Here is a 20,944-nt window from a genome sequence, read left to right as displayed (position 1 = left end):
GGTGTGATCGGTTCTCGTGCTCCCTGGTCAGGTTCCTTACGAGCGCGCAGGCGGTGTGGGCTTGCGACGGCTGGCTGACTTTCCTCGCGGTCGCTTATCCGCTGCCGAGAAGACGGTTGCCTGCGGCAACATTCGCAATACCGCTTCAGGGTTGTACGAGGCATTGTCCTCCCGCGCGATTTCGATCTCCTCGGGGAACGCATTGGCGTAGTTCAGCGCCGCCTTTACGCGCTCGTCGGGCCAGTGCAGGTGTCTCGCCGTCCGTATGGGGTCCATGCCGTAGTGGGAGGCGACGTCGATTACTTCCCACACAGCCAGCCCCGAGCCCTGGAGATACGCCTGCCTTCCTGCGGGCGAGTCCCGGAAAACGATTTGCCCGAATTCTGTCTGCCGCAGTGCTTCTTCGATCAATAATGCGCCGGCTTCGCTTGGCGTCCGTCCGAGGCGGCGGGCAAGCCTCCGAAGACGGTTCATCTGCGGCTCCTTGAGGCGCATGCTGACGACCAATGACATTCCTGTCCCTTTTCACACAGAAGAGTTACAACGTAACTGATGTCACTGTCGAACTACAGTGACCAGCCGCCGGCGCCTTCCAGCAGATCGGGCCGGAGCTGCCGCGCGTCGCCCAGGTAGGCGTGCCTGATCTCCGAACGGGACAGCGGGGAGTAAGCATGCATCAATACGCGGATGCATTTTGCAAGCGCCCCGGGCACGTCGATCTCGATTGTGCACAGCATTGGTATTTCGTGCCAGCCGTCGAGCGCATGCGCCGCCCGCGCCGGAAACTCGCTTTTGAGATCGGGCGTCATCGTGAACAGGACGCTGACGATGTCGTCCGTCGCGATACCGTTTCGTCGAGTCATTTCGTTGAGCAGTTCGCGGACCGCGTCGCAGACGAGCCGTGTTTCGTCAGCGCTCACCACCGTCGCTCCCCGCACCGCCCGTACGCGCGTCATCTCAAAATTGCTGCCGTGCTCACTGTCCATGAGTTCCTCGGATCAATCCAGTTCCCGGGGGAACTGGTAAAAAAATGGCGCAGGTCGCCAGCTCGGCGGATGTTCGTTGTCGTTGGCCGATGCGAGAATAGCAAACCTGGTCGCATTGGCTGCGTCATCCTGAACGTCTGGGGCGAGCACAGCCAGTCCGTGGCGCGCGGCCGCCCCGTGGGGTGCAAACGCAGCCTCTGCAGCATCTCCACGTGAAGCTACTTCGGCGGCAGCTCCCGCCGTATCGTACGCCTCGATTGGAACCATCGCCGGGTACATGGCAAGAAACTTTTTGCATTGTGCGAGCGCAACTGGGTGGCTGAACACGCGGAGTAGACGTTCAATCGTGGCTCCCGGTTGCCCAAGGAGGCACTGCCGAACCATCAGGGTGAGTTCCCCGACGACGAATGCATCGGGGGTACCTGAGATCGCTTCGCGGCTCTCGGAGATCCGCCCTACTATAGTATTGTCGACCGGCAGGACGGCGTAGTCGGCATCGCTCACCACGACCGCTTGAACCGCGGCGTGGAAGTCACGCATCGGAATCAATACAGCCTGCCCGTCCCAGATTCTGCTCACCGCCTCGTCACTGAACGAGCCGAGCGCGCCCTGAAATGCGACTCGGGGCTGTTCGCGAATGGCGACCGGAACCATCACCTGCCCGTTGGCGGTGATCTTCATCGAACCCCCTCAACTATTACCTGATAAGAAGACTAACGCGGCCGGCCGGGCGAACCGAACGATTCCGGATCTAGACCTGGTGATTGCGTTCACAGGCGGCAATTACGCGCAGGCTGCAGGCTTCATTTCGCAGCGCGAGTACATACCTCGGTACATTCTGCCGGCGATCAGCGCCCGCTGAAATTATTCATTACTGGCTCGGCACCCAGTAGTCCACCGCGAGCTTAAGCTGGCCGTTTGCCTGTCGCCGCCAAATGCCGATCCACGCAACGCTCTGCGAGCCTATCCCGCCGGAAATCGTCGAGCGGCCGTACTGATACACGAGGTCGCGCGTGCCACCGACATCAAGCGCCTCGAGCTTCCACGTGCGCCCCTGCGACGGAAAGCCCTTCCAGTATGCGTTGATGGCTTCACGGCCCTCCACCGCCGCGCCGCGTGGGCCGATGATCCGCGCGTCATCGGTGTAATGCGCGGCGACCGCCAATGGATCACCTCGCTGAAACGCCTCGACCATCGACGCGTTGAGCTGTTCGACCTCCGCTCGCAGGTTCGCCGCGGGCCGGTTCGCACCGGCCGCGAACGGTGGATTGGCCGGCGGGGGTGCCGCCGGTTGCAGTAGCGCCACGATCTGCGTGAGAACGCGAGTAGCTGCCGGTGGGTCGAGATTGGCCAGTACGATGATCGTGTAGTCCCCCAGCCGGCTGATCTCCACGTTCGCGCCCGCGCCACCACCGTTCGCGAGAATCACGCGACCGCCCGGAGCTCGCGCCGTAATTCGCGCCAGGACCGCCGTGTCTCCGATCTCGCCCCTGCGCAACGCGGCGTCGAGACGCAGCAGGTCGCGAGCCGTCGAGTACCCGCCTCCGGCCGAGGAACCGCGAAACGCAATGCTTCGCGTGTTCTCGGTGGCCTGCGGCGCGCCCGCAGTCGCAGTAAAACCGATCGCCTTGTCGGCGGGCCATTCGTCGAGCGTCAGGTACGCGGTTCGGGTCATCCCCGCAGGTGTGGTTATCTGGCGCCGGACGTACTCATACCACGACATGCCGCTTGCCACTTCGACGATGCGCCCAAGCAGCACATACCCGTTGTTCGAGTACAGTTGTCGTTCGCCCGGGGTGAACGCCGGTTCCTCGTGCGAGAAAAGCGCGACGACGTCGTCGAGGGTCCGCAGGCTCTTCCTGCGCGCGGCATACGCATCGTTCCAGTACATGCCGAGCCCGGATCGGTGCGTCAAGAGCTGCTCGACCGTGACCTTTGACCGAACCGTCGCGCTCGGATACCGCGGAAGAAACTTTCCGACCGTGTCGGAGGTTTTCACTTTCCCCGCAGCAACCAGTTGAGAGATCGCCACCTTCGCGAACCACTTGTCGCCGGAGGCAAGCTGAAATCGCGTCGCCGCGGTGTTCGCGACCAACATCTTTCGATTGGCGTAGCCGCACGCGAGCTCGACGATGGGCTCCCCGCGCCGCGCGACCAGCACCACGCCCGAGAAACGGTCGGCTTCGGCGTCCAGGTAGGACGCGATCGACCGCGCCAGCGCCGAGTCGGACGGCGGACCGCCGCCCTGGGCGCTTGCCGCGTACGCCATCGCGGTCGTCAAAAGCCAGCTCACTGCAACAATGCGCACGATTCGCATCCGGCACTCCGGTGGGAGAAAGCAACAGTTTCAATCAGTCGAGTTACGAAGGAGACAGGCGCACCCCCGACATTGTTACCAGAGCGCGGTAACACTTCCCCGGCCAAACCTGTCTACCAACAGCACGAGTCTCTGCAGCGGGATTTCACTGGCCGACGAGCCCAAGACGCACCATGACCCAAGTCGGGGAATCGAGGACGCGGATGCCGTCGCGCGCGCACTTGGCGGAGACGCCGGCGCGTTCGCGCAGCTGGTCCATCGCTACATCGCCGTCGCCCACGCCGTCGCCAGGGCGGTGGTCGAGTCGGATGCGGACGCCGATGACGTCGTCCAGGACGCGTTTCTCCTCGCGTTCAAGGAACTTCGCTCGGCGCGCGACCCAGGTAGGTTTCGCGCGTGGCTTCTCCGGATCGTGCGGAACCGTGCTTACAACGTGGTGGAGTTCCGTCGGGTACGACAGCACGAAGTATTGTCGGGGTTCGAGCCGGCATCGGAGGACGCCGATCCGTCAATCCTCGCCGAAAGGAGCGACGCGCGTGCCGCCATCCTCCGGGCGCTCGCGACGCTGAAGCCGGTGCCACGCGAAGTCTTATGGCTCCACGACGTCGAAGGCTTTTCGCATGCGGAAATCGCCGAGTTGCTGCGTACGTCCGCGCTGATGTCGCGCAAGCATCTTATGAACGCGCGTCGCGCGCTCAAGTTGGAGCTTCACCAGTATCGAGGCGACGAATGAACGGACACGACCTGGATGCGTTGTGCGCGACGCCAGCAGACCGGCAGCGGATGGAGCGCCTCGCCGAAGGAATCTGTCGATCCCTTGGCGAGAATCCCAGACGCCTACCGTCCAGAACTGCGCTTGCCGTCGAAAGTGCGGCGGTGCGGTTGAGTGTGATCGCCGGTGCAATGACCGTTGTGATGCTGGTGTTTGGCATTTTTGCCCCGGTTGGAGCGATCGAATCAGAACCATGGATTCTGTCGACGGCGCTGCAAGGGACCCTGCCGCGTGCGCAGGATGTCTATGCTGCGATGAGTGGGATCACGATGGAATTAGCGCCATGAAAATGGTTTCTTCACCACGACTGATGGCAGCGCTCGCGTTTGCCGCCACCTTTGCGGCCGGAGCCGCCTCGATGCGCGCGGTCGATGTCATGCGCTTGCGTTCTCGAACGCCCGTTGCACACGGCTGGTCGGAAGCGGCTGGCAAGCTTCAGCTCACCCCAACGCAGCGGCAGCAGGTGGACGAGGTGTTCGCGCGATTTCAGCCGTCGACCGACGCCGTGCTCATCTCACTCGCTCCACGCCTCGCAGCGGTATCGGACTCCATGCAGCGTAGCATCGATTCTCTGCTGTCGCCGCTACAGCGTGTGCAGCTGAAGAGGCTCCAGCAGCCCGCCACTTACCTGATCAGGCGCAAATCGATGGGCAGCTCTCGCGTCGATACGCTGCGCATCCCCTGAAATCACGGGCCGTCCGATGCGGGGCGGGGCGGTGCGACGCGCCTCGTCAGGAACCGACCGCGCCGGCCCGCCAGGTTTACCTCACACCACGCAACCTGCGCGACGCCAGCTCGCTGGTACACCGTCTTCGCTCGAAGAAGAATCTTGGCGGTTTCCAAGCCCCCATGCTCATTCACCATCGAGAGAAACCGAGACGTGTTGTATCCGATGTCCTTGCAGCTTTGTAGATGTCGATCATGCGCCTGTGGAAACGCTGTTCGAGCTCCACGCCGGTATCTCCCACTTCGGCGAGGGCCGGCGCAACTGGCCTCACTGCCACCCTTTCGAATCCGAGCTCCCCTAGTTTCGCCTGAACGGTAGCCTCACCACCACTGAAGTCCGCTGGCCGAAGAGGACCGCGGTCAGGATACTGGAATCCGAAGGCTGCGGCGACGATCGCCTTCGAATAGTACAGGCGGTTGTCGCGTCGAAGTCGCCCACTCGCTCACAGTGGGTCGTACGCTTCAGTGCGAATTTACGAGTCTTATCGTCCGGCGGATTCACCTCATGCGGGCGCCGGTGAAGACGAACAGCTCCCTTGCGCTCCGGCCGGAAGACCTGCATCCGTGGTGCATGACTAAACGCTTTCTGAATCAGGCGGTGGCGATATTTGCGTTGATTATCCTCGCCGTGATCCTCGTCGCTGCACCACTCGCGCTTGCTGCGCAACATCCTCTCGACCCTCGCGCGGTTGATCAAAGCGCGAGTGTCATCAGCGTTGCCAGATTGATGGGTCGCATATCGGCCCTTGCGCACGACTCCATGCTCGGAAGGAAGCCCGGACACCGCGGCGGGACGATAACAACCGAATATCTGTCGCGTGAGATGAGGCGCATCGGTCTCGAGCCCGCAAGACTTGGACAATATCTCCAGCCCGTTCGGCTGCGAACCGCGTCAGCAAAAGGGTCGGTTCGCTTCACGGCACGGGGACAGCGGATCGCGCTGATTCAGGATCGGCAGGTCATCATCGGCGCGATCAAGCCCGGACCGCATCGAATATCGCGTGCATCACTGGTTCTCGTCGGTCACGGAATCGTTGCACCTGAATTCCGCTGGGATGACTACAAGGGCGCGAACCTCGCTGGCAACATCGCCGTTATCCTCGATGGGGAACCCGCGTCACTCACGAGTCGTGGCTTTGCGCCGAACGCGTCATCGACGTATCACGGCATGTGGTTTCTCCGCGCTCGTCATGCGATTGCGCACGGTGCCGCCGGCGTTATCATCGTACGTGGGGGAAGCGATTCGGTCCATGCGGTTCGCGCTCGCCGCACGCAACACAGTGCGACAATCGGGGACGCACCTTCTACAATACCGGAGCCTCCAGTTACAGTCGTTCTCTCAGCGTCCGGCGCTGATCGACTGGCGCGCAGCATCGGCGATTCCATCGCGGGATGGCGACAACGAGCGAAGGATTCTGCGTTTACGCCCTCGTTGCTGCCGGTGATGCTCGACGCGGACTTCGTCGTGAATTCCATTCCTTTCACAAGCCACAATGTCATTGGCATAATTCCCGGTTCCGACCCGGCGCTTCGGAGTGAATGCGTTGTGTATGCCGCGCACTGGGATGCTTACGGAGTAGGGCCGCCGGTGAACGGCGATTCGATCTATAACGGCGCGCTCGATAACGCCGCGGGGGTAAGCACCATGCTCGCGATCGCCGAAGCGACACGCGCCCTGCCGCGTACTCCGGCCCGAACCACAGTATTTCTTGCAACGACGGCAGAAGAGTCGGGCATGTTGGGCGCGGACGCGTACGTGGCCAATCCGGTTTGTCCGATGGACAAGACGGTGCTGGCGATCGGCATGGACTGGACATGGACATGGGGACGAACCGACACCATCTCCTCGAACGGCTTTGGATACTCGACCGTCGACTCAGCCGCTGGTTTAATAGCACGGCGCATGGGGAAGAAGTTTGTGCCTGGATGGAGCGACTACTGGATGGCCTCCGACCAGTCGGCGTTTCTTACCAAAGGTGTTCCGTCATGGTTTGGAGGTCTGGACGGCGAAGTAACAGGCAAGCCTCGCGGGTGGGCACTCGAGCAATTGAGCTCGACGCAAACCCACGTTCCCTCGGACGAGATACTTCCAACGTGGGACATGTCGGGCGCCGTAGAGGAAGCTCGATTTCTCTACCATCTTGGCGTGCACGCGGCGGAAATGCACTCACCATTCAGGTGGACAGCGGACAGCGAATTCTACAGAGCAGCGCGAGCTTCGCGGCCACCGTAGGCGCAGGCTAAACGACCAGCGTTCGCAACACCTCCCGATCGTGGCTCACCAGAATCACGGTACCGTCATATTCTTCGAGCGCTTCAATCGATTCGACGTCGAGGTGATTGGTCGGCTCATCGAGGACCAGCAGGTTGGCCCGCGCGAGAACAATCATCGCCAGCGCGACGCGGGCTCTCTCGCCGCCGGACAGCGTTCCCGCACTGCGCCTCGTCAGGAACCGACCGCGCCGGCCCGCCAGGTTTATCGCACACCACGCAACCTGCGCGACGCCAGCTCGCTGATTAGCGAAACCGACAACACCGCGAATAGCCACCACATCGGTATCGACCGCGCGCCCTCGCCTGTATCTGACGGCAGAACAGCCGATCGCGGACCAAGCGCAGCCGTAAGCGCCGCGAGCGGCGCGGCACCAGTCCCTTCGACGCGCGCCAAGCCAATTCGCGGAGCGTAGGCGACACTTGCTACGGCCGATGTCCACCAGCGCCGGTGCTCACTGACAGAGTTTTCACCTCCGCTCATCCGCCAACGCCACGTTTCGGAATACCCGTGCTGCAACACCCGGCCCGCGACGTGCCTTCTCGCAGCCGCCGTGACGGTCGTTCCCTGGCGGTCCAGCGCAACTGCGTCAGCCCTGAGGTTGAATACCGGGGCGAATGCAAGAGTCCGCAGAGTCGTCGCACCCACCGCGACAGCGATACCGTCACCGCCGGGACGAGCCGTTGCGAGCGAGCCCGCACGGAGTTCCGCAAACGCGTCAGCCGACGACGCCCTCCCCGCCAGAATCACTCCACCCCCGCTCCGAACATAGGCGCCGACCTGCGACGCCCGCCCCGCTCCCAACGCATCGAGAACCACCACCGCCGCGTAACGTGATGTGTCGATCGAAGCAATATCTCCCTGACTCACGCCGATTCCCGGCGCGACCCTGATGTCGGCGTCGACTTTCCACCCGTCCTCCTCCAGCGCCGCAACAACAAACTTCGATTCCCACCCGGCCGCGCCAATGACGAGCAGTCGGCGGATCGTCACACTGTCTGTCCTGGACGTACGAGTTGTGGTGCCACCAACCCGCGCCGTCAATAGTCCAGTCGACGCGGGAACATCGAACCTCGCGCCCGATCCAATGGCCATGACAGTGTCGATCGCCCCAAGCTCATCGCTCAGCGCCACGACCGCGCTGTCGGGGGCAGCGACCGTCACGGTCAAGCCCCCGTTTGGCGACACCACCGGTTGAACAGAAATCCCCAACGCCGCGACAGCTCCGCTCCACACGACGGCGCTGCCAGCTCCGCGAAGCGCTGCCAGCCAATCCCTCTCGATCGGTGTCGGTGCACTGTCGAGACGCATGGCGATTCGCGGTGGCGCAACAGTTGTCGTCGTCCAGTCGAGTAACGCGCCCGCAATCGTTGCCGAACCCGCCGACACATTCGATACGGCGACGCCCTTGTCGAACGACAGCCACAACATCCACCCAAGCACGCCGATACTCATCGCACGCAGCACATGCTCGGCCATCTGCCGCCCGTTAACGTGTGAGGGCATACACTATGATGTTGACGCCGAACCGCGTGTTATCGACGGCCGAGAAGCGCTTGTTGTCGGGGTGGTAGTTCCATTCCGAGCTGTAATCCTTGCTGCTGTAAAGCACGGCAATCCTGTCGCCGCGCATCACTGCCTGAAGATTGCGGTGCACAAGGTTGTCACCCCATCCGTTGAGCTCATGGCTTGTCGCAGGAGGCCCGTCGTCGAACTTGAAAAAACAGTTGTACAAGGTGTGATCGTTCGGGAGATCGCGCGGTGGCGCGAACGTGCGGCTGATTTCCTCTACGGCCGTTTTGTGAAAGACGCCGCCGATGTCATGATTGTGGTCGTCGATGAAGAGCATCCCGCCGCGATTGACCAGTGTGCGCACATTGCGCCGTTCGGCCTCGGTGAAACGGAATGGGAGGTGTCCGGTGAGATACACGAGCGGATAATCGAGAATTCTTTCGGATGCGAGCGACACGATCGCCCCCGATGGCGCCACGTCGACCCCGGTATATCGCGCGACAGAATCAATCAGATTGGCTGGCAAGGTGGGCGCACTATCCCAATCGCCCGATTCATAGCGCCCGGTACAGAAGACAAATTCGCTCATCAGCCGCCTGCCCCCGATCCCGACCACGGCGACAGACCAGGAACTCCGCTGGGCTCGCCCTCGAGCGCGCGGCGCGCACGCAGCAGCGAAAGAGTCGCGTCACGCCCCGATCTCAATGCTTCGACGGCCTCGCCCAATGCTGCCGCGAACAATGGCGCAACGGCAATGGCTTCGACGCGCAGCAGCATCAACGTTCGGAGCGCACCCGGCGCCGCGCGCGGCAACATCTCGATCGCATCGTTGAACCTGAGGACCATTCTCGCTCTTGCAGTATCGGCAGCAGTCCGTGCAGTACGTGTGCTCGCCGCACCCTTCTCCTTGCCCGAGAGACGCACGCGCGCCAGATCGACAATCACTGCCGGTGGTGCTCCGCGCAGGTATAACCTGTTTGCCACCCGCGCGCGGTCCAGCGCTTTCAGTGCCACACGCATCGGCGGCAGTGCAGGCCCTGGCTCACCGATCTGCAACGATCGCACAGCTTCCCAAAGCGCGTTGTATGCTTCCAGGAGATCCTTGTTCAGGGGTCCGTCGTTCTCATCCAGAGTGTGCACATGACCGGCCTCCTCCAGGTGCGACTGGTCCTCCGGCGAATCGCTGGCGTTGAGAATCGCGTCGACCCGCTTTCGGATACGGTCCTCCATATCGCCGAGATCGGTTGACTGCTTCACCCATTCGGCGCGAGACAATTTCTTCTCCTTTCTGATGAGCTCTTCGGTCATCATGATCAGCATCCGCTGGCTCATCGCCGAACTGTCGACAGGCGCAGGGGCTGCTGCATCCACAGAGAGGGCAGCGTACTCGTCGGCGCGCGCGATGCGAAAAGTCCGCGTATCGGACGTGGCGATGCCGGGCCCGCTCAGCGAGTTCCGATCATGCGTGACCGCCCGCATCGAGACTACATCACCCTGACCGAGTTTCAGGGATCCCAGGTCCAGCGTTGCGCTGAACGATCCAGTTTTCGCTCCTTCAAAGCGAACGACTGGTGTCGCCAAAGTACGGGCGCTGAATATTTCCCCGGACCCGGTTGTTACCAGATACTCGAAGTACGCGCCGTTGAGACCGATATCATCGGTGGCTCTCGCGGATAATCGCACGACCATTCGTGGCTGTCGGAGTGTGCTGTCACGCTGTGGCGACAACAGTGCGATTACAGGTGGTGCGTCCGACATCGGCTCGAGTATCAGAAGCCGCTCGTGGCCTCGATCCCGAAGTGAAAGTGCTGCGGCTCCCCGCGGCATGGTCAGCGAAAGCGACCACGATTCGCGCCCAGCCGATACGGTCAGCCTGGCCGTACCGAGAGACGCGCGCAGACTCTCGGCAGTGCCTGCGCCTTTGACAAGAATCCTGCTGCCAGTCAGTGCGGAAACCGACGACGGATTGTCGAGCGTCTCCGACCGCGCGCCGGTGTAGCCGGGGGGCGTCACAATTACTTCGAGTTTTTCCAGTTTGCTGCCGGCTGCTGCGGTGGATTGCGGAGTTCCGTCAGCCAGTCGCGACAACAATCCTTCCTCACCAGGCGCGGAGAGCGCGGAGGCATAGAGCACTGCGGTTGCAATGAAAGCCGCCGCAATGGCGGGTAGCATCGTTCGGCGAACGGCCGCTCCAGTTACGGCAGCAAAATCTTCCCGGGCTACGGCTTCTTCGAGCCTGGAAAAATGTTCCCTGGGAGAAGTTGCGGCGAACGCGGGTTCGATTGCAGTGATGAGTGAGTAGTGCAGGCGCGGGATTCGTTCCTCGATCCAGAGCGCAACTCGATAGCGCGATGCGAGATGCCGGGCCCGCCACAGGATTGTCCCGCTTGCAAGCGCTCCGGCGGTAATTGCGGTGACGAGCTTCCAGTTACCAGCATCGTTACCGGGAGGTGCAATCGCTGATGCAAAAGAAAAGGCCGCGAGTACACCGAGCATCGACGCCGCGCCCCAGGCCACTGCACCGGCGATAACAGCAACGCCGAGTTGCATGCGCGCAGAGTCGACACGCTGTTTTGCGGTCATGACTGGCCCTTTTCCAAAGTGCCCGACTGTGCTCCATCCGTTTTCCCACTTGCAGCGGTGCGGTCAGTACCGCGAACGAAAAGCTCCAGCACCGCGGCGGCAATCGCCAAACCAAACAGCCATGGCGCGAGCAACGAGTTACCAGCGGCGCTTGCGTTGAACGCCTCGCGGGGCGCAAATCCGCCACTGCCGGCGAGTGTTGCCAGCTTCGGCTGGACGAGCGGCGCACCGCTGACCTCAGCGACGCACGGTCCAGTAAGCGCCGTCACGAGGCGGACAAACTCGGCTCTGATTGCGAGATCGCCGGAGTGCGTGACTGGTATTGCAACAGACCGAACGCAACCATCCCCGGCTTGGCGCTCGACTGCGGCGGGTTCACCATCTATCCACCGTGCAACCACATGAGCGCCTGCAATTGAATCGGCGGGGAATACCCACTGTCGTTCGAACGCGGCGATAACCACGGCACTTCCGGCGACGACGCCACCTGCTGGTGGCTGTTCATTCACGTTCTGCCCTGGGCGCGTGACAGCGCCGGGCGGTCGCGCTTCGGCAGGCCATGCGACAAGGACGCGATTGGCGGTGGCAGCCCATTGAGCATCCGCAACCGTTGCATCGTCGCGAATCAGACGCGTCTCGCTGCGCCGCTCAGTGGCTGAGAGTGTCGCCGTCACATGCATTGGATCGCCGGCCGGTGCTCTCGTCAGTATCTGAAAAGAACGAGGCCTGACAGTTTCTGCCGGGGCCCCCGCATGAATGATCCGGGCGCGACCCGGCCACAGCTTTCGAATGGTGTCGGTCGCTGCGTTCCATTCCTCCGCCGCAAACGGTGACACGATGACCAGCTCGATGCTGTCGGCTCGTTCGCGCATGTCCCCCCCGGCACGAATCGCGGACACGAGCGCCACGGACAGATTGCCGCGAGCCGCTGATACCGGTAACGAAGCGACCTTGTCGACCGCGCCGCTGGGAATCCGGCGGGCCGCGGAGTCAAACGCGATCAGAACGTCGCCCCTTCGATATACGCTGCCCACGCTGTCTCTAAGCTCTCCGACATTCCGCACCGCGCCCGATACATCGGCAAGTATGAGCCGCGCCATTGGCGCCCTGGACGGAGTCAGCGCAGGACGCGCGAGCGCAGCCCCCGTCGCAATCACCAGCAGCAGCCGCAACAGGAGAAGAATAAGATCCGACGGGCGAGCTGCATGGGAGGTGGCCGTTGCCGGCAAGTTGGGGACGAACCGGGCGGTCGGGAGCATTGCGGCCTGTGGCTGGCGCGTCACAAGGAAATGGAGAGCTGTGATTACTGCTGCAACAGCCATTGCGGCGTAAAGAAAGCCGGGAGCGAGCAGCGTCACACGCTGGCCACCATGCCACGAGGCGCAGTTACGCGGCGAATGAAACTGGCCGGCTCCTCCGCTCCGGCAAGCGCAAGGGTATATGAAACCCCTGCATCACTCCAATCGTGAGCGATATTGTCCCGCCATGCACTGAATGCCGTGAGGTATTGTACGCGGGCGTCTTCGGTCAGTGGCCGGCGCACGTCGGGCTGCTCAGGGTCTGCGACAAGGCGCGTCTCGCGCGACGGTTCCATCTCTTCCGGCGCAACTATATGAATCGCGTGCAGCTCTCGCGCGCCGGCTACTGCCCGCGCCGCATTGACGAGCAGATCGGCGGAGTCGCCGAGAAAATCAGTAATGACGACCACTCGTCCACTGACACGTATCGCGGCGCTGACCGACGGCGACAACGGTGCATCTCCGCCGGGCTGAATTTCACTGACCGCGCGAATCACTTCGTGAATGGCACTCTGCCGCGTTCTCGGTGGAAGCTGGACTGGTTCGCTGGTGTGCGCGATCACCAAGCCAACAGGATCGGCGGAATTGCGCGCGACCGCCGCGAGTCCAACTGCGATCTGCGCCGCATACTTCCATTTCGCCAGCGAGTCGACAGGAAACGCCATCGACGCACTCGCGTCGAGTACGATCGTGGTCGGCAAAACCGCACGATCATTTGACAGCCTTATGTATGCGCGATCGCTGCGCGCGAACAGCTTCCAGTCGATACGGCCGAGGTCGTCTCCCTGCCGGTACGGGCGATACTCGGTGAACTCGGCCGAGGTTCCGCGAAGCCGCGAGTTATGCGCTCCGGAAGCGCCGCTCCTCACTGCTGAGCCCGAGGGCCAACGGATACCGTGCACGGCATCGAGGAGATCTGCAAACTCGTTTCCGGTGCCTGGTGCCCGCCGCCCGGCAGCGGAGTCAAAATTTCCCCAGGGGAGCATCTTCAGCTACAGCCCGATTTCGCTCTTGGGCGGCTTCACGTCCTCCAGCAGCCCGTCGATGATCTGCTCGGCCGTAAAGCCTTTTGCTTCGGCAGCAAAATTGGGGAGCACCCGGTGACGTAGCACGGGTCGCGCTACGCGAACAATATCGGCGGGCGATACGGCAAACCGGCCAGCAAGAAGCGCATGCGCCTTGGCACCGAGAATGAGTGCCTGCCCGGCTCGCGGGCCTGCACCCCAGCGGACATATTTTTTTACCGTCTCGGACGCCCCGGGTTCTGCCGGTCTGGTACCGCGGGCGAGACGTGCGGCAAATCTGAGTGCAGCGTCGGCGGCGGGTATTTCGCGCACCAGTTGCTGTAGCGCGCGGGTTTCTTCGCCGTTAATCACCGGGCGAAGTGGCTCGGACTCGACACCTGTGGTGGAGCGAAGTATTCCGATTTCCGCTTCTTCGTCGGGGTAGCCGACGCGTATGTCGAACAGAAAGCGATCGAGCTGGGCTTCAGGGAGGGGATACGTCCCCTCTTGTTCGATAGGGTTCTGCGTCGCAAGAACGAAGAATGGCTCGGGAAGCGCCATCGTTTCGCCGGCCGCGGTGACACGATGCTCCTGCATCGCTTCGAGCAGCGCCGCCTGGGTGCGAGGTGGTGCCCGGTTGATCTCGTCGGCAAGAACGATGTTGGCGAAGATGGGACCTTTGACAAATCTGAATGACCGTCCGCCGGTTGCCGTGTCCTCTTCCATGATCTCGGTACCGGTGATGTCACTTGGGACGAGATCGGGGGTGAACTGAATCCGTCGAAAATCGAGATCCATGGCTTCGCTCACGCTGCGGATGATAAGTGTCTTGGCGAGGCCTGGAACGCCGACGAGCAGCGCATGCCCTCCGGCGAGGAGCGCCATGATCACCTCGTCGATGACTGCTTCCTGCCCGACGATGCGTTTTGCGATCTCGGTGCGGAGACGCGACGCCGCGGCGAGAAGGATTTCGCGGGACGTATCCTGGGTTCTGATTGAAATCGATTGGACAGCCATACTCACTCTGGGTAAGCGGATGAACCGCGTTGCCCGAAAGCTACGCAGCCCCCGTTGTGAGCGTAGCGGCGCCGCGCGGTAATTGTTTGTAAGGCCGGATATTCAGCTTGTGACCATAAGTGACTGGCACCGGGCCTGGTTGTAATGCTGTTGTAAAGTTGATCCCTCGAGGCCCGAATGCGTCGGTTTTACGTTGCGACAAAGCGTACGTGCGTCAATATTCGACTGACACCACACAAACCCCCAAATAGTGAAAACAAGGCGAGACTTCCTCAAGCAGGGCGGAATGGCTGCGGCTGCCGTCGCCGCGTCCGGTGTTCTCAACCCGGCCCACGCGATCATCTCCACAAGGCCTGGCGCTGCCGAGATGCCGCCCGAGGACACCGTTCGCGAGCTGATGATGACGGCGCTCAACACCGCACGCTCGGCGGGCGCGAGCTATTCAGACGTGCGCATCGGCCGCTACCGCAACAGCATCGTCTTCACTCGCGAGCAGCAGATCGTCAACACCGCGGACACCGACTCAATCGGCGCCGGGGTGCGCGCGCTCGTCGACGGCACGTGGGGCTTCGGCGCTACGAAGACTCTCACCCGCGATGGAGTCGCGGCCGCGGCACGCGAAGCTGTAGCGATCGCGAAGGCAAACCGTATCGCCCGCGATCAACCGGTGCAGCTCGCGCCGGTGCAGTCGTATCCAAATGCGACGTGGAAGAGCTCCTTCACCATCGACCCGTTCACGATTCCGGTCGAACAGCGCGCCGAGCTCCTCCTCAAGGCAAACGCTGAAGCAATGAAGGTGAAGGGTGTGCAGTTCGTGAACTCCGGACTCTTCTTCGTAAAGGAGGATCGAAACTTCGCCTCTACCGAGGGGTCGGTGATCGCACAGACGATCGTGCGCACATCGGTTCCCTTCACTGTCACGGCTGTCTCCGCCGATCGCTCGGACTTTCAGACCCGCGGCGGCGCAGTTGCGCCAATTGGGCGCGGCTGGGAGTACGTCCTCGAGCAGGATCTCGTCGGCAATGCGCCGAAATGGGCGGAGGAAGCAGTGCAGAAGCTCACCGCGAAGTCGGTAGATGTCGGCCGGTACGATCTCGTGTTGCACCCGTCGCATCTCTGGCTCACGATCCATGAGTCGATCGGGCATCCAACCGAGCTCGACCGGGCGATGGGATACGAAGCGAATTACGCCGGCACGAGCTTCGTCTCGCCTCCTGACAAAGTGCTCGGCAAACTGAAATACGGCCCTGAGTTCATGAACGTGCGCGGCGACCGCTCGGAACCAGGCGCATGCGCGACGATCGGATACGATGACGAGGGAGTGAAGCCCGAGGACTTCCTGATCATCAAGAATGGTATGTTCAACGACTACCAGACCACCCGCGAGCAGGCCAACTGGCTCAAGTGGTGGTACGACTCGAAGAACACGCCGGTGCGGTCACACGGTTGCTCCAACGCCGATTCCTGGAGCAGCGTGCAGTTCCAGCGAATGCCCAACGTCTCCCTGCTGCCGGGAACGCGCGATATCGGCTGGAATGATCTCATCTCGGCTACCGACCGTGGCATTGCAATCATTGGCGACGGCTCGTTCAGCATCGACCAGCAGCGCTACAACGCGCAGTTCGGCGGACAGGTATTCTACGAAATCAGGAACGGAAAGATTGGCGGCATGCTGAAGGATGTCGCGTATCAGATGCGAACGCCTGATTTCTGGAACTCCATGGACATGATCGGCGGCGCAAAAAGCTATCAGCTCGGTTCGAGCTTCAACGATGGCAAGGGGCAGCCGGGGCAATCGAATGCAGTGAGCCATGGATGCGTGCCGAGCCGCTTCAAGCAGATCAATGTCATCAACACCGGGAGGAAGGCATGAGCCGGTCGAACTCCACAGGACGCGGCGAGCCGAAGCGGCTGCTCGGTAACACTGCGATTCCCGCCGGTGCAATCATCACCCGTGAGCAGGCACAGTCGCTGATCGGGCGCGTGGTGAGAATGTCGAAGGCCGATGAGGTCATCGTTGGCGTCGGCGGCGGATATCAGTCCGATGTCCGGTTCGCCAACAATCAGATGTCCACTGCCGGCGGCGTCAGCAATGGACAGGTGAGTGTGACAAGCGTATTTGGAAAGAAGCACGCGACCACCGCGACCAACGATCTTTCCGACGAGTCGCTCAAGCGCGTGGTCGAGCAATCGGAAGCGCTGACGAAGCTTTCTCCCGACGATCCTGAATGGTTGCCGGGCCTGCCGTCGCAGACTTACATGCCTGGCCGCGGGTACGTTGAAGCCACTGCCGAGGTTACGGCCACTGAGCGAGCGCGTGCGGCGCTGACGGCGCTCGAGCCGGCGCGCAAAGCGGGCGATCTCAACGCCGCCGGCTTTATTATTGTCAGCGCTGGCGCAAACGCTCTTGGCAACAGCAAGGGATTGTTCGCGTACAACCGCGCAACCATCGCCAACTACACCGTCACGGTTCGCACCGCCGACGGCACCGGCTCAGGCTGGGCAGGAGCAGAGCATCCGGATTGGAGGCAGATCGACTTCCGCAAGTTGAGCGCGACGGCGATCGAGAAGGCGCGACTGTCACGCAACCCTGTTGCGATCGAGCCCGGACGCTATACAGTGATCCTCGAGCCCCAGGCCGTGGGCGATCTGGTTCAGCTCATTGGCGGGTCACTTGGCGCGCGCGGTGCCGACGAAGGCCGAAGTGCTTTCACCAAGGCAGGCGGTGGCAACAAGATGGGAGAGAAGATCGTGGACCAGCGCGTGACGATTATTTCCGACCCGTTCGATTCGCAGCTTCTTGCACAACCATATGATGGGCAGGGCCTGCCATTGTCACGCCAGGCATGGATCGAGAACGGCGTACTCAAGCAACTTGCCTATTCGAGATTCTGGGCGCAGAAGCAGGGCAAGGTCGCGAACGGAGGAGCAACCTCGCTCAAGATGATCGGTGGTACGACGTCGACTGCCGACATGATCAAGTCCACGCCGCGAGGCATTCTCGTCACCCGCTTGTGGTATCTGCGGCAGGTCGATCCGCGCACCATTCTGTTCACCGGTCTTACCCGCGACGGCACATTCCTGATCGAGAACGGAAAAATTACCAAAGCGATCAAGAATTTCCGGTTCAATGAGTCGCCGCTGTTCATGTTGAACAACGTCGAGGCGATTGGTCCCTCGGTTCGGATTGCGGGCACCGAAGGTGGAGGCCCGGTAGTGATGCCGACGCTGAAGGTGAAGGACTTCAACTTTACGAGTCTGTCGGACGCGGTCTAGCACCGCGCCCGTCAACCCTGTCTGAGCGCTCCGAACAGTGTAGGAACCAGTCCTGCAACCCACACGATTCCCGCGATGATCGCCGCTGATTCTTTCTTCACTCCGCTGGTGACGTACACCCCGATACCAATCAGTACGGTCACCCAGAGGGTGAAGAGATCGAGAGAGCCCAGTACGGCGAGCAGCACGGGACTCATCGTCGCGTCATCGACAAATCGCGCCAGGCCCAGGCTGACGGTGAACCGCGACGTAATGTTTTCGGGAGCCATCAGCATCCCCTGCACGGCGTTGACGCAAAGCTCTATGAGCCGCGGAAATTGCGCGTACGTCACTACCATTATCGCCATGGCGACGGTTTGCTTCGCGTCGAACAGCTTGCCGGCGATCCATAGCACGACTCCCAGCAGCAGGACGGCGATCGGCATTCCAATCACATAGCCCACGGCGGCGAACTTCTCCATCATCGCCTGTCCCTGCGCAAGTTGTTCCGCCTTGAGCTCCGGGTTTGCAGCCAGCGTCGCGGCATTGCTCCGTGTAATCTCAGCGTCGAATATGGGGCCAAGAGCATTCTGAAACAGAACGAAAAGAATTCCTGAAGCGATTGCGAGAAACAGCAATGCGAGGCCGAACTTCCCCTCGCGACGTCGCGCGAAGACATCGGACGGCTGGTAGAAGATGTCCACGAAATCTTCCCATAACGCGGCTTTTTCTGGAGTTGCAACTGCGGTCGAGTCGGTCATGTTGAATATCCTGTTGGAAACTGGAGTCACGCGTGGTCGGCGGGAGACGCACCGAATCTAGCTCCATCTGCCTGGCAGGGCCTGAAGGAGTCGGGCAAAATCCAAGAAGCCGGGGGAGAATCTCAACTTTGTCCATTCACGGCATGCGCGTTGCCCTTTCATCCGTCAACAAGGAGAAACAAAATGGCAAAAGACAAGAAGAATGATGGCCACCAGCACGAAGCGGCAGATGGCGCGTCCGGGCGGCCGGAGAAAACACATTTGAAACAGTCCGAGACGCTTCACTCCCAGCAAAGCACCAAACACAGCCAGAGCGGACCCGGGCACGACCCGGCCGACATCCGGGAACACAACGATGAGGGCAAGGATCGACTCTTCGAGGGGCGACAACAGCACGACGATGCGGAGAAGGAGAGCGAAAGAACCCGCCTCTCCCGGGACATCAACAAACACAAGCACGTCTCGGACGAGATGAATCCAAATCGCGAACCCGACGTGACAGGGAAGTAGCAGATAATGCTTGTTCCGCGGGGGCTTTAGACCCTACAATTCATCTGCAGTTTGCTGGCGCGCGTATTTCGACTGGTCGGATACGCGCGTTCTCGTTCACTTTTCATCGAAGGAGCGCAGCATGGCTGTCAACATGAATACAGGCAAGCTTCTGGCTGGCGGCATTGCGGCAGGTGTCGTCCTCAACATCATCGACTTCCTCTCGAACGGTGTCGTTTTCGCCCAGCGGATGCAGGCCGACGCCAACGCCTTCAAGCCAGGCCTCGGCGACCGGTTCGCGGAGATGGACGCCGGTCAGATTGCCGGCTATGTCTTTTTCGACTTCATCGTCGGATTCCTTCTTGTATGGACGTATGCGGCGATTCGCCCGCGTTTCGGCCCTGGTCCGCGAACGGCGATGTACGTCGCACTCCTCTTCTTTGTGTTCGGCATGATCCTCACGTTCGGCTACAAGGAAATGGGGATCATGTCGTCGGGATTGTGGTGGAGCTACAGCCTGGTCTGGCTCGTCAACCTCCTTCTCGCATCGATGGTGGGGGCATGGATTTACTCCGAGAGGGGCGCGGATGCCGCGACGACCTAGCAGAGCTGCATAACCGATGAGAGCACGCCGCATTATCAGGCTATGCCTGCTCTCATGCACCTTCCCTGCTGGTGTTGCAGCGCAACGTCCTGACACGACGATCGAGCTCGCTGTAACTCTCGACCGGCCTGACTGGCGATACAACGCCGGCGACACTGCACGGTTCAGCGTCGCGTTCACTCGCGCTGGACGACCCATTTCCAATGCGACGGTAATTGTCGACATCGGCGCCGAACGAATGCGTCCGGCCCGCAGCGATACCCTGCGACGTGTTACGAACGGTCAGGTCGTGAAGGCAACGCTGCCCCGCCCCGGATTTCTTCGCGCAAGTGCGACCGCAGTCCTCGATAGCGTTACCTATAGAGGGATGGCGACGGCTGCGTTCAGCCCTGAGAGCATCAAGGCAACGACAACGATGCCCGGCGACTTCGAACGGTTCTGGGAAGAGACTCTGGAATCTGCCCGGCGCGTCCCGCTCTCGCCCGTGATGACCAGATTAACCCGCTGGTCCACACCTGACGTAAACGTGTATCACGTCTCCTTTCAGAATGACCGCCTTGGAAGCCGTTTGTACGGATTGCTCTCCGTGCCCGCCCGCGCCGGCAAATTTCCGGCAGTGCTCGTGCTTCCCGGCGCTGGAGTACGTCCATACTTCCCTGATACGGCCCTCGCGCGGAAGGGAGTGATTCACCTGCGACTTGGAATTCACGGCATTCCGGTAGACCGTGACTCCCTGCTTTACAACGAGCTCCGCGCAACCGCGCTTTCACGATACTGGGCGACCGGAATCGAGAGCCGCGACAGCTATTACTACAGACGCGTATTTGCCGGAGTCGTCCGTGCCGGCGATTTTATTTTCAGCCTGCCCAAGTTCGACGGCACGAACTACGTCGTGCAGGGGGGAAGCCAGGGCGGCGGGCTCGCGGTTGTTGCTGGAGCGCTCGACACGCGGGTGAAGGCTGTCGCGGTAATCCATCCCGCCATGGCAGACCATTTCGCGTATCTGGCCGGCCAACCCGGGGGATGGCCGCACGTGTTTGCCGATACCGTCGGCATGCGCGCCATGCCCGAGAAAATGGAAACGCTTCGCTACTACGATGTCGTGAATTTCGCCAGACTGCTGCACGTGCCGGGGTTTTACACGTGGGGATACAACGACGTTACAGTTCCTCCGACATCGATGTATGCCGCTTACAACCTTGTCACTGCTCCGAAGGAACTCTTCCTGGTTCCCGAAGTTGGCCATTTTACCACCAAGGGGCAGGACGACCGCGTGAGAGCATGGGTGCTGGGCAAGCTGGGAGTAACACCGCTCGCACGCGCTCCGGCCAGGGAATAACTCCTCTCC

The 20,944-nt window shown here is 61.6% G+C and carries 22 protein-coding genes; 9 read left to right on the top strand and 13 right to left on the bottom strand.

The annotated features are described in order from the left end of the window. Positions 1-36: 36 nt before the first annotated feature. From WKF55_02490 to WKF55_02475, 4 genes are all read right to left on the bottom strand, one after another. The gene (locus WKF55_02490) at positions 37-513 is read right to left on the bottom strand and encodes a hypothetical protein (protein MEJ7758441.1); all 477 of its coding nucleotides are present in this window, start codon (positions 511-513) and stop codon (positions 37-39) included. A 53-nt stretch (positions 514-566) separates the two neighbouring features. Further along, positions 567-986, bottom strand: a complete 420-nt coding sequence (gene aroH, locus WKF55_02485; protein ID MEJ7758440.1) for a chorismate mutase — start codon at positions 984-986, stop codon at positions 567-569. 12 nt (positions 987-998) lie between these two features. Beyond that, positions 999-1,667: a prephenate dehydratase domain-containing protein gene (locus tag WKF55_02480; protein ID MEJ7758439.1), complete on the bottom strand. Its 669-nt coding sequence runs from the start codon at positions 1,665-1,667 to the stop codon at positions 999-1,001. Between the two features lie 190 nt (positions 1,668-1,857). After that, positions 1,858-3,303 carry a serine hydrolase gene (locus WKF55_02475; GenBank protein ID MEJ7758438.1) on the bottom strand — a complete coding sequence of 482 codons (1,446 nt, stop codon included), beginning with the start codon at positions 3,301-3,303 and terminating at the stop codon, positions 1,858-1,860. On the opposite strand from WKF55_02475, the gene WKF55_02470 reads away from it, so the two are divergent. Genes WKF55_02470 through WKF55_02460 form a run of 3 tightly spaced genes read left to right on the top strand, consistent with a single transcriptional unit; the run spans position 3,287 to position 4,760 of the window. Next, positions 3,287-4,036: an RNA polymerase sigma factor gene (locus WKF55_02470; GenBank protein ID MEJ7758437.1), complete on the top strand. Its 750-nt coding sequence runs from the start codon at positions 3,287-3,289 to the stop codon at positions 4,034-4,036. The genes WKF55_02475 and WKF55_02470 overlap by 17 nt on opposite strands. Further along, on the top strand, positions 4,033-4,362 hold the full coding sequence (locus WKF55_02465) for a hypothetical protein (GenBank protein ID MEJ7758436.1): 330 nt from the start codon (positions 4,033-4,035) through the stop codon (positions 4,360-4,362). Before WKF55_02470 ends, WKF55_02465 begins: the two co-directional genes overlap by 4 nt. Then, complete coding sequence (locus tag WKF55_02460) at positions 4,359-4,760, top strand: hypothetical protein (protein MEJ7758435.1); 402 nt, start codon at positions 4,359-4,361, stop codon at positions 4,758-4,760. Before WKF55_02465 ends, WKF55_02460 begins: the two co-directional genes overlap by 4 nt. Positions 4,761-4,932: 172 nt before the next feature. On the opposite strand, the gene WKF55_02455 is transcribed toward WKF55_02460, so the two are convergent. Next, entirely contained in the window at positions 4,933-5,079 is a 147-nt protein-coding gene (locus WKF55_02455; GenBank protein ID MEJ7758434.1) for a hypothetical protein, read from the bottom strand. Positions 5,080-5,306: 227 nt separating this feature from the next. Here WKF55_02455 and WKF55_02450 point away from each other — a divergent pair, with 227 nt between their 5' ends. Next, positions 5,307-7,034, top strand: a complete 1,728-nt coding sequence (locus tag WKF55_02450; GenBank protein ID MEJ7758433.1) for a M28 family peptidase — start codon at positions 5,307-5,309, stop codon at positions 7,032-7,034. Positions 7,035-7,041: 7 nt separating this feature from the next. On the opposite strand, the gene WKF55_02445 is transcribed toward WKF55_02450, so the two are convergent. From WKF55_02445 to WKF55_02415, 7 genes are read right to left on the bottom strand one after another with little or no spacing between them, the layout of a single operon-like run. Next, positions 7,042-7,350, bottom strand: coding sequence for an ATP-binding cassette domain-containing protein (locus WKF55_02445; GenBank protein MEJ7758432.1), 309 nt, complete (start codon positions 7,348-7,350; stop codon positions 7,042-7,044). Beyond that, positions 7,278-8,579: a hypothetical protein gene (locus WKF55_02440; protein ID MEJ7758431.1), complete on the bottom strand. Its 1,302-nt coding sequence runs from the start codon at positions 8,577-8,579 to the stop codon at positions 7,278-7,280. The genes WKF55_02445 and WKF55_02440 overlap by 73 nt, the downstream gene beginning before the upstream one ends. Then, positions 8,563-9,174: a DUF4159 domain-containing protein gene (locus WKF55_02435; GenBank protein MEJ7758430.1), complete on the bottom strand. Its 612-nt coding sequence runs from the start codon at positions 9,172-9,174 to the stop codon at positions 8,563-8,565. The genes WKF55_02440 and WKF55_02435 overlap by 17 nt, the downstream gene beginning before the upstream one ends. Then, a complete protein-coding gene (locus WKF55_02430; protein ID MEJ7758429.1) occupies positions 9,174-11,168 on the bottom strand; it encodes a DUF4175 family protein in 1,995 nt (664 codons plus the stop codon). The genes WKF55_02435 and WKF55_02430 overlap by 1 nt, the downstream gene beginning before the upstream one ends. Then, positions 11,165-12,526, bottom strand: coding sequence for a BatA domain-containing protein (locus WKF55_02425; GenBank protein MEJ7758428.1), 1,362 nt, complete (start codon positions 12,524-12,526; stop codon positions 11,165-11,167). The genes WKF55_02430 and WKF55_02425 overlap by 4 nt, the downstream gene beginning before the upstream one ends. Further along, positions 12,523-13,452, bottom strand: a complete 930-nt coding sequence (locus tag WKF55_02420) for a DUF58 domain-containing protein (GenBank protein ID MEJ7758427.1) — start codon at positions 13,450-13,452, stop codon at positions 12,523-12,525. Before WKF55_02420 ends, WKF55_02425 begins: the two co-directional genes overlap by 4 nt. Before the next feature lie 6 nt (positions 13,453-13,458). Continuing rightward, positions 13,459-14,487 (bottom strand): AAA family ATPase, encoded by a 1,029-nt coding sequence (locus WKF55_02415; protein ID MEJ7758426.1) that lies wholly within the window; start codon positions 14,485-14,487, stop codon positions 13,459-13,461. Between the two features lie 250 nt (positions 14,488-14,737). Here WKF55_02415 and WKF55_02410 point away from each other — a divergent pair, with 250 nt between their 5' ends. After that, positions 14,738-16,360 (top strand): TldD/PmbA family protein, encoded by a 1,623-nt coding sequence (locus tag WKF55_02410; protein ID MEJ7758425.1) that lies wholly within the window; start codon positions 14,738-14,740, stop codon positions 16,358-16,360. Further along, positions 16,357-17,763, top strand: a complete 1,407-nt coding sequence (locus WKF55_02405) for a TldD/PmbA family protein (protein MEJ7758424.1) — start codon at positions 16,357-16,359, stop codon at positions 17,761-17,763. Before WKF55_02410 ends, WKF55_02405 begins: the two co-directional genes overlap by 4 nt. Before the next feature lie 11 nt (positions 17,764-17,774). On the opposite strand, the gene WKF55_02400 is transcribed toward WKF55_02405, so the two are convergent. After that, positions 17,775-18,503 carry a YIP1 family protein gene (locus WKF55_02400; protein ID MEJ7758423.1) on the bottom strand — a complete coding sequence of 243 codons (729 nt, stop codon included), beginning with the start codon at positions 18,501-18,503 and terminating at the stop codon, positions 17,775-17,777. A gap of 183 nt (positions 18,504-18,686) precedes the next feature. Between WKF55_02400 and WKF55_02395 the strand changes: the two genes are divergently transcribed. The 3 genes from WKF55_02395 to WKF55_02385 all read left to right on the top strand — a co-directional run bounded on the left by WKF55_02395 (position 18,687) and on the right by WKF55_02385 (position 20,935). Further along, complete coding sequence (locus WKF55_02395) at positions 18,687-19,013, top strand: hypothetical protein (GenBank protein ID MEJ7758422.1); 327 nt, start codon at positions 18,687-18,689, stop codon at positions 19,011-19,013. Positions 19,014-19,134: 121 nt separating this feature from the next. Continuing rightward, entirely contained in the window at positions 19,135-19,596 is a 462-nt protein-coding gene (locus tag WKF55_02390) for a hypothetical protein (protein MEJ7758421.1), read from the top strand. A 16-nt stretch (positions 19,597-19,612) separates the two neighbouring features. Continuing rightward, on the top strand, positions 19,613-20,935 hold the full coding sequence (locus WKF55_02385; protein MEJ7758420.1) for an acetylxylan esterase: 1,323 nt from the start codon (positions 19,613-19,615) through the stop codon (positions 20,933-20,935). Positions 20,936-20,944 lie beyond the last annotated feature (9 nt).

The organism is Gemmatimonadaceae bacterium (assembly GCA_037721215.1).
Lineage (GTDB): Bacteria > Gemmatimonadota > Gemmatimonadetes > Gemmatimonadales > Gemmatimonadaceae > UBA4720.
This window is presented reverse-complemented; position numbering and strand designations above follow the sequence as displayed.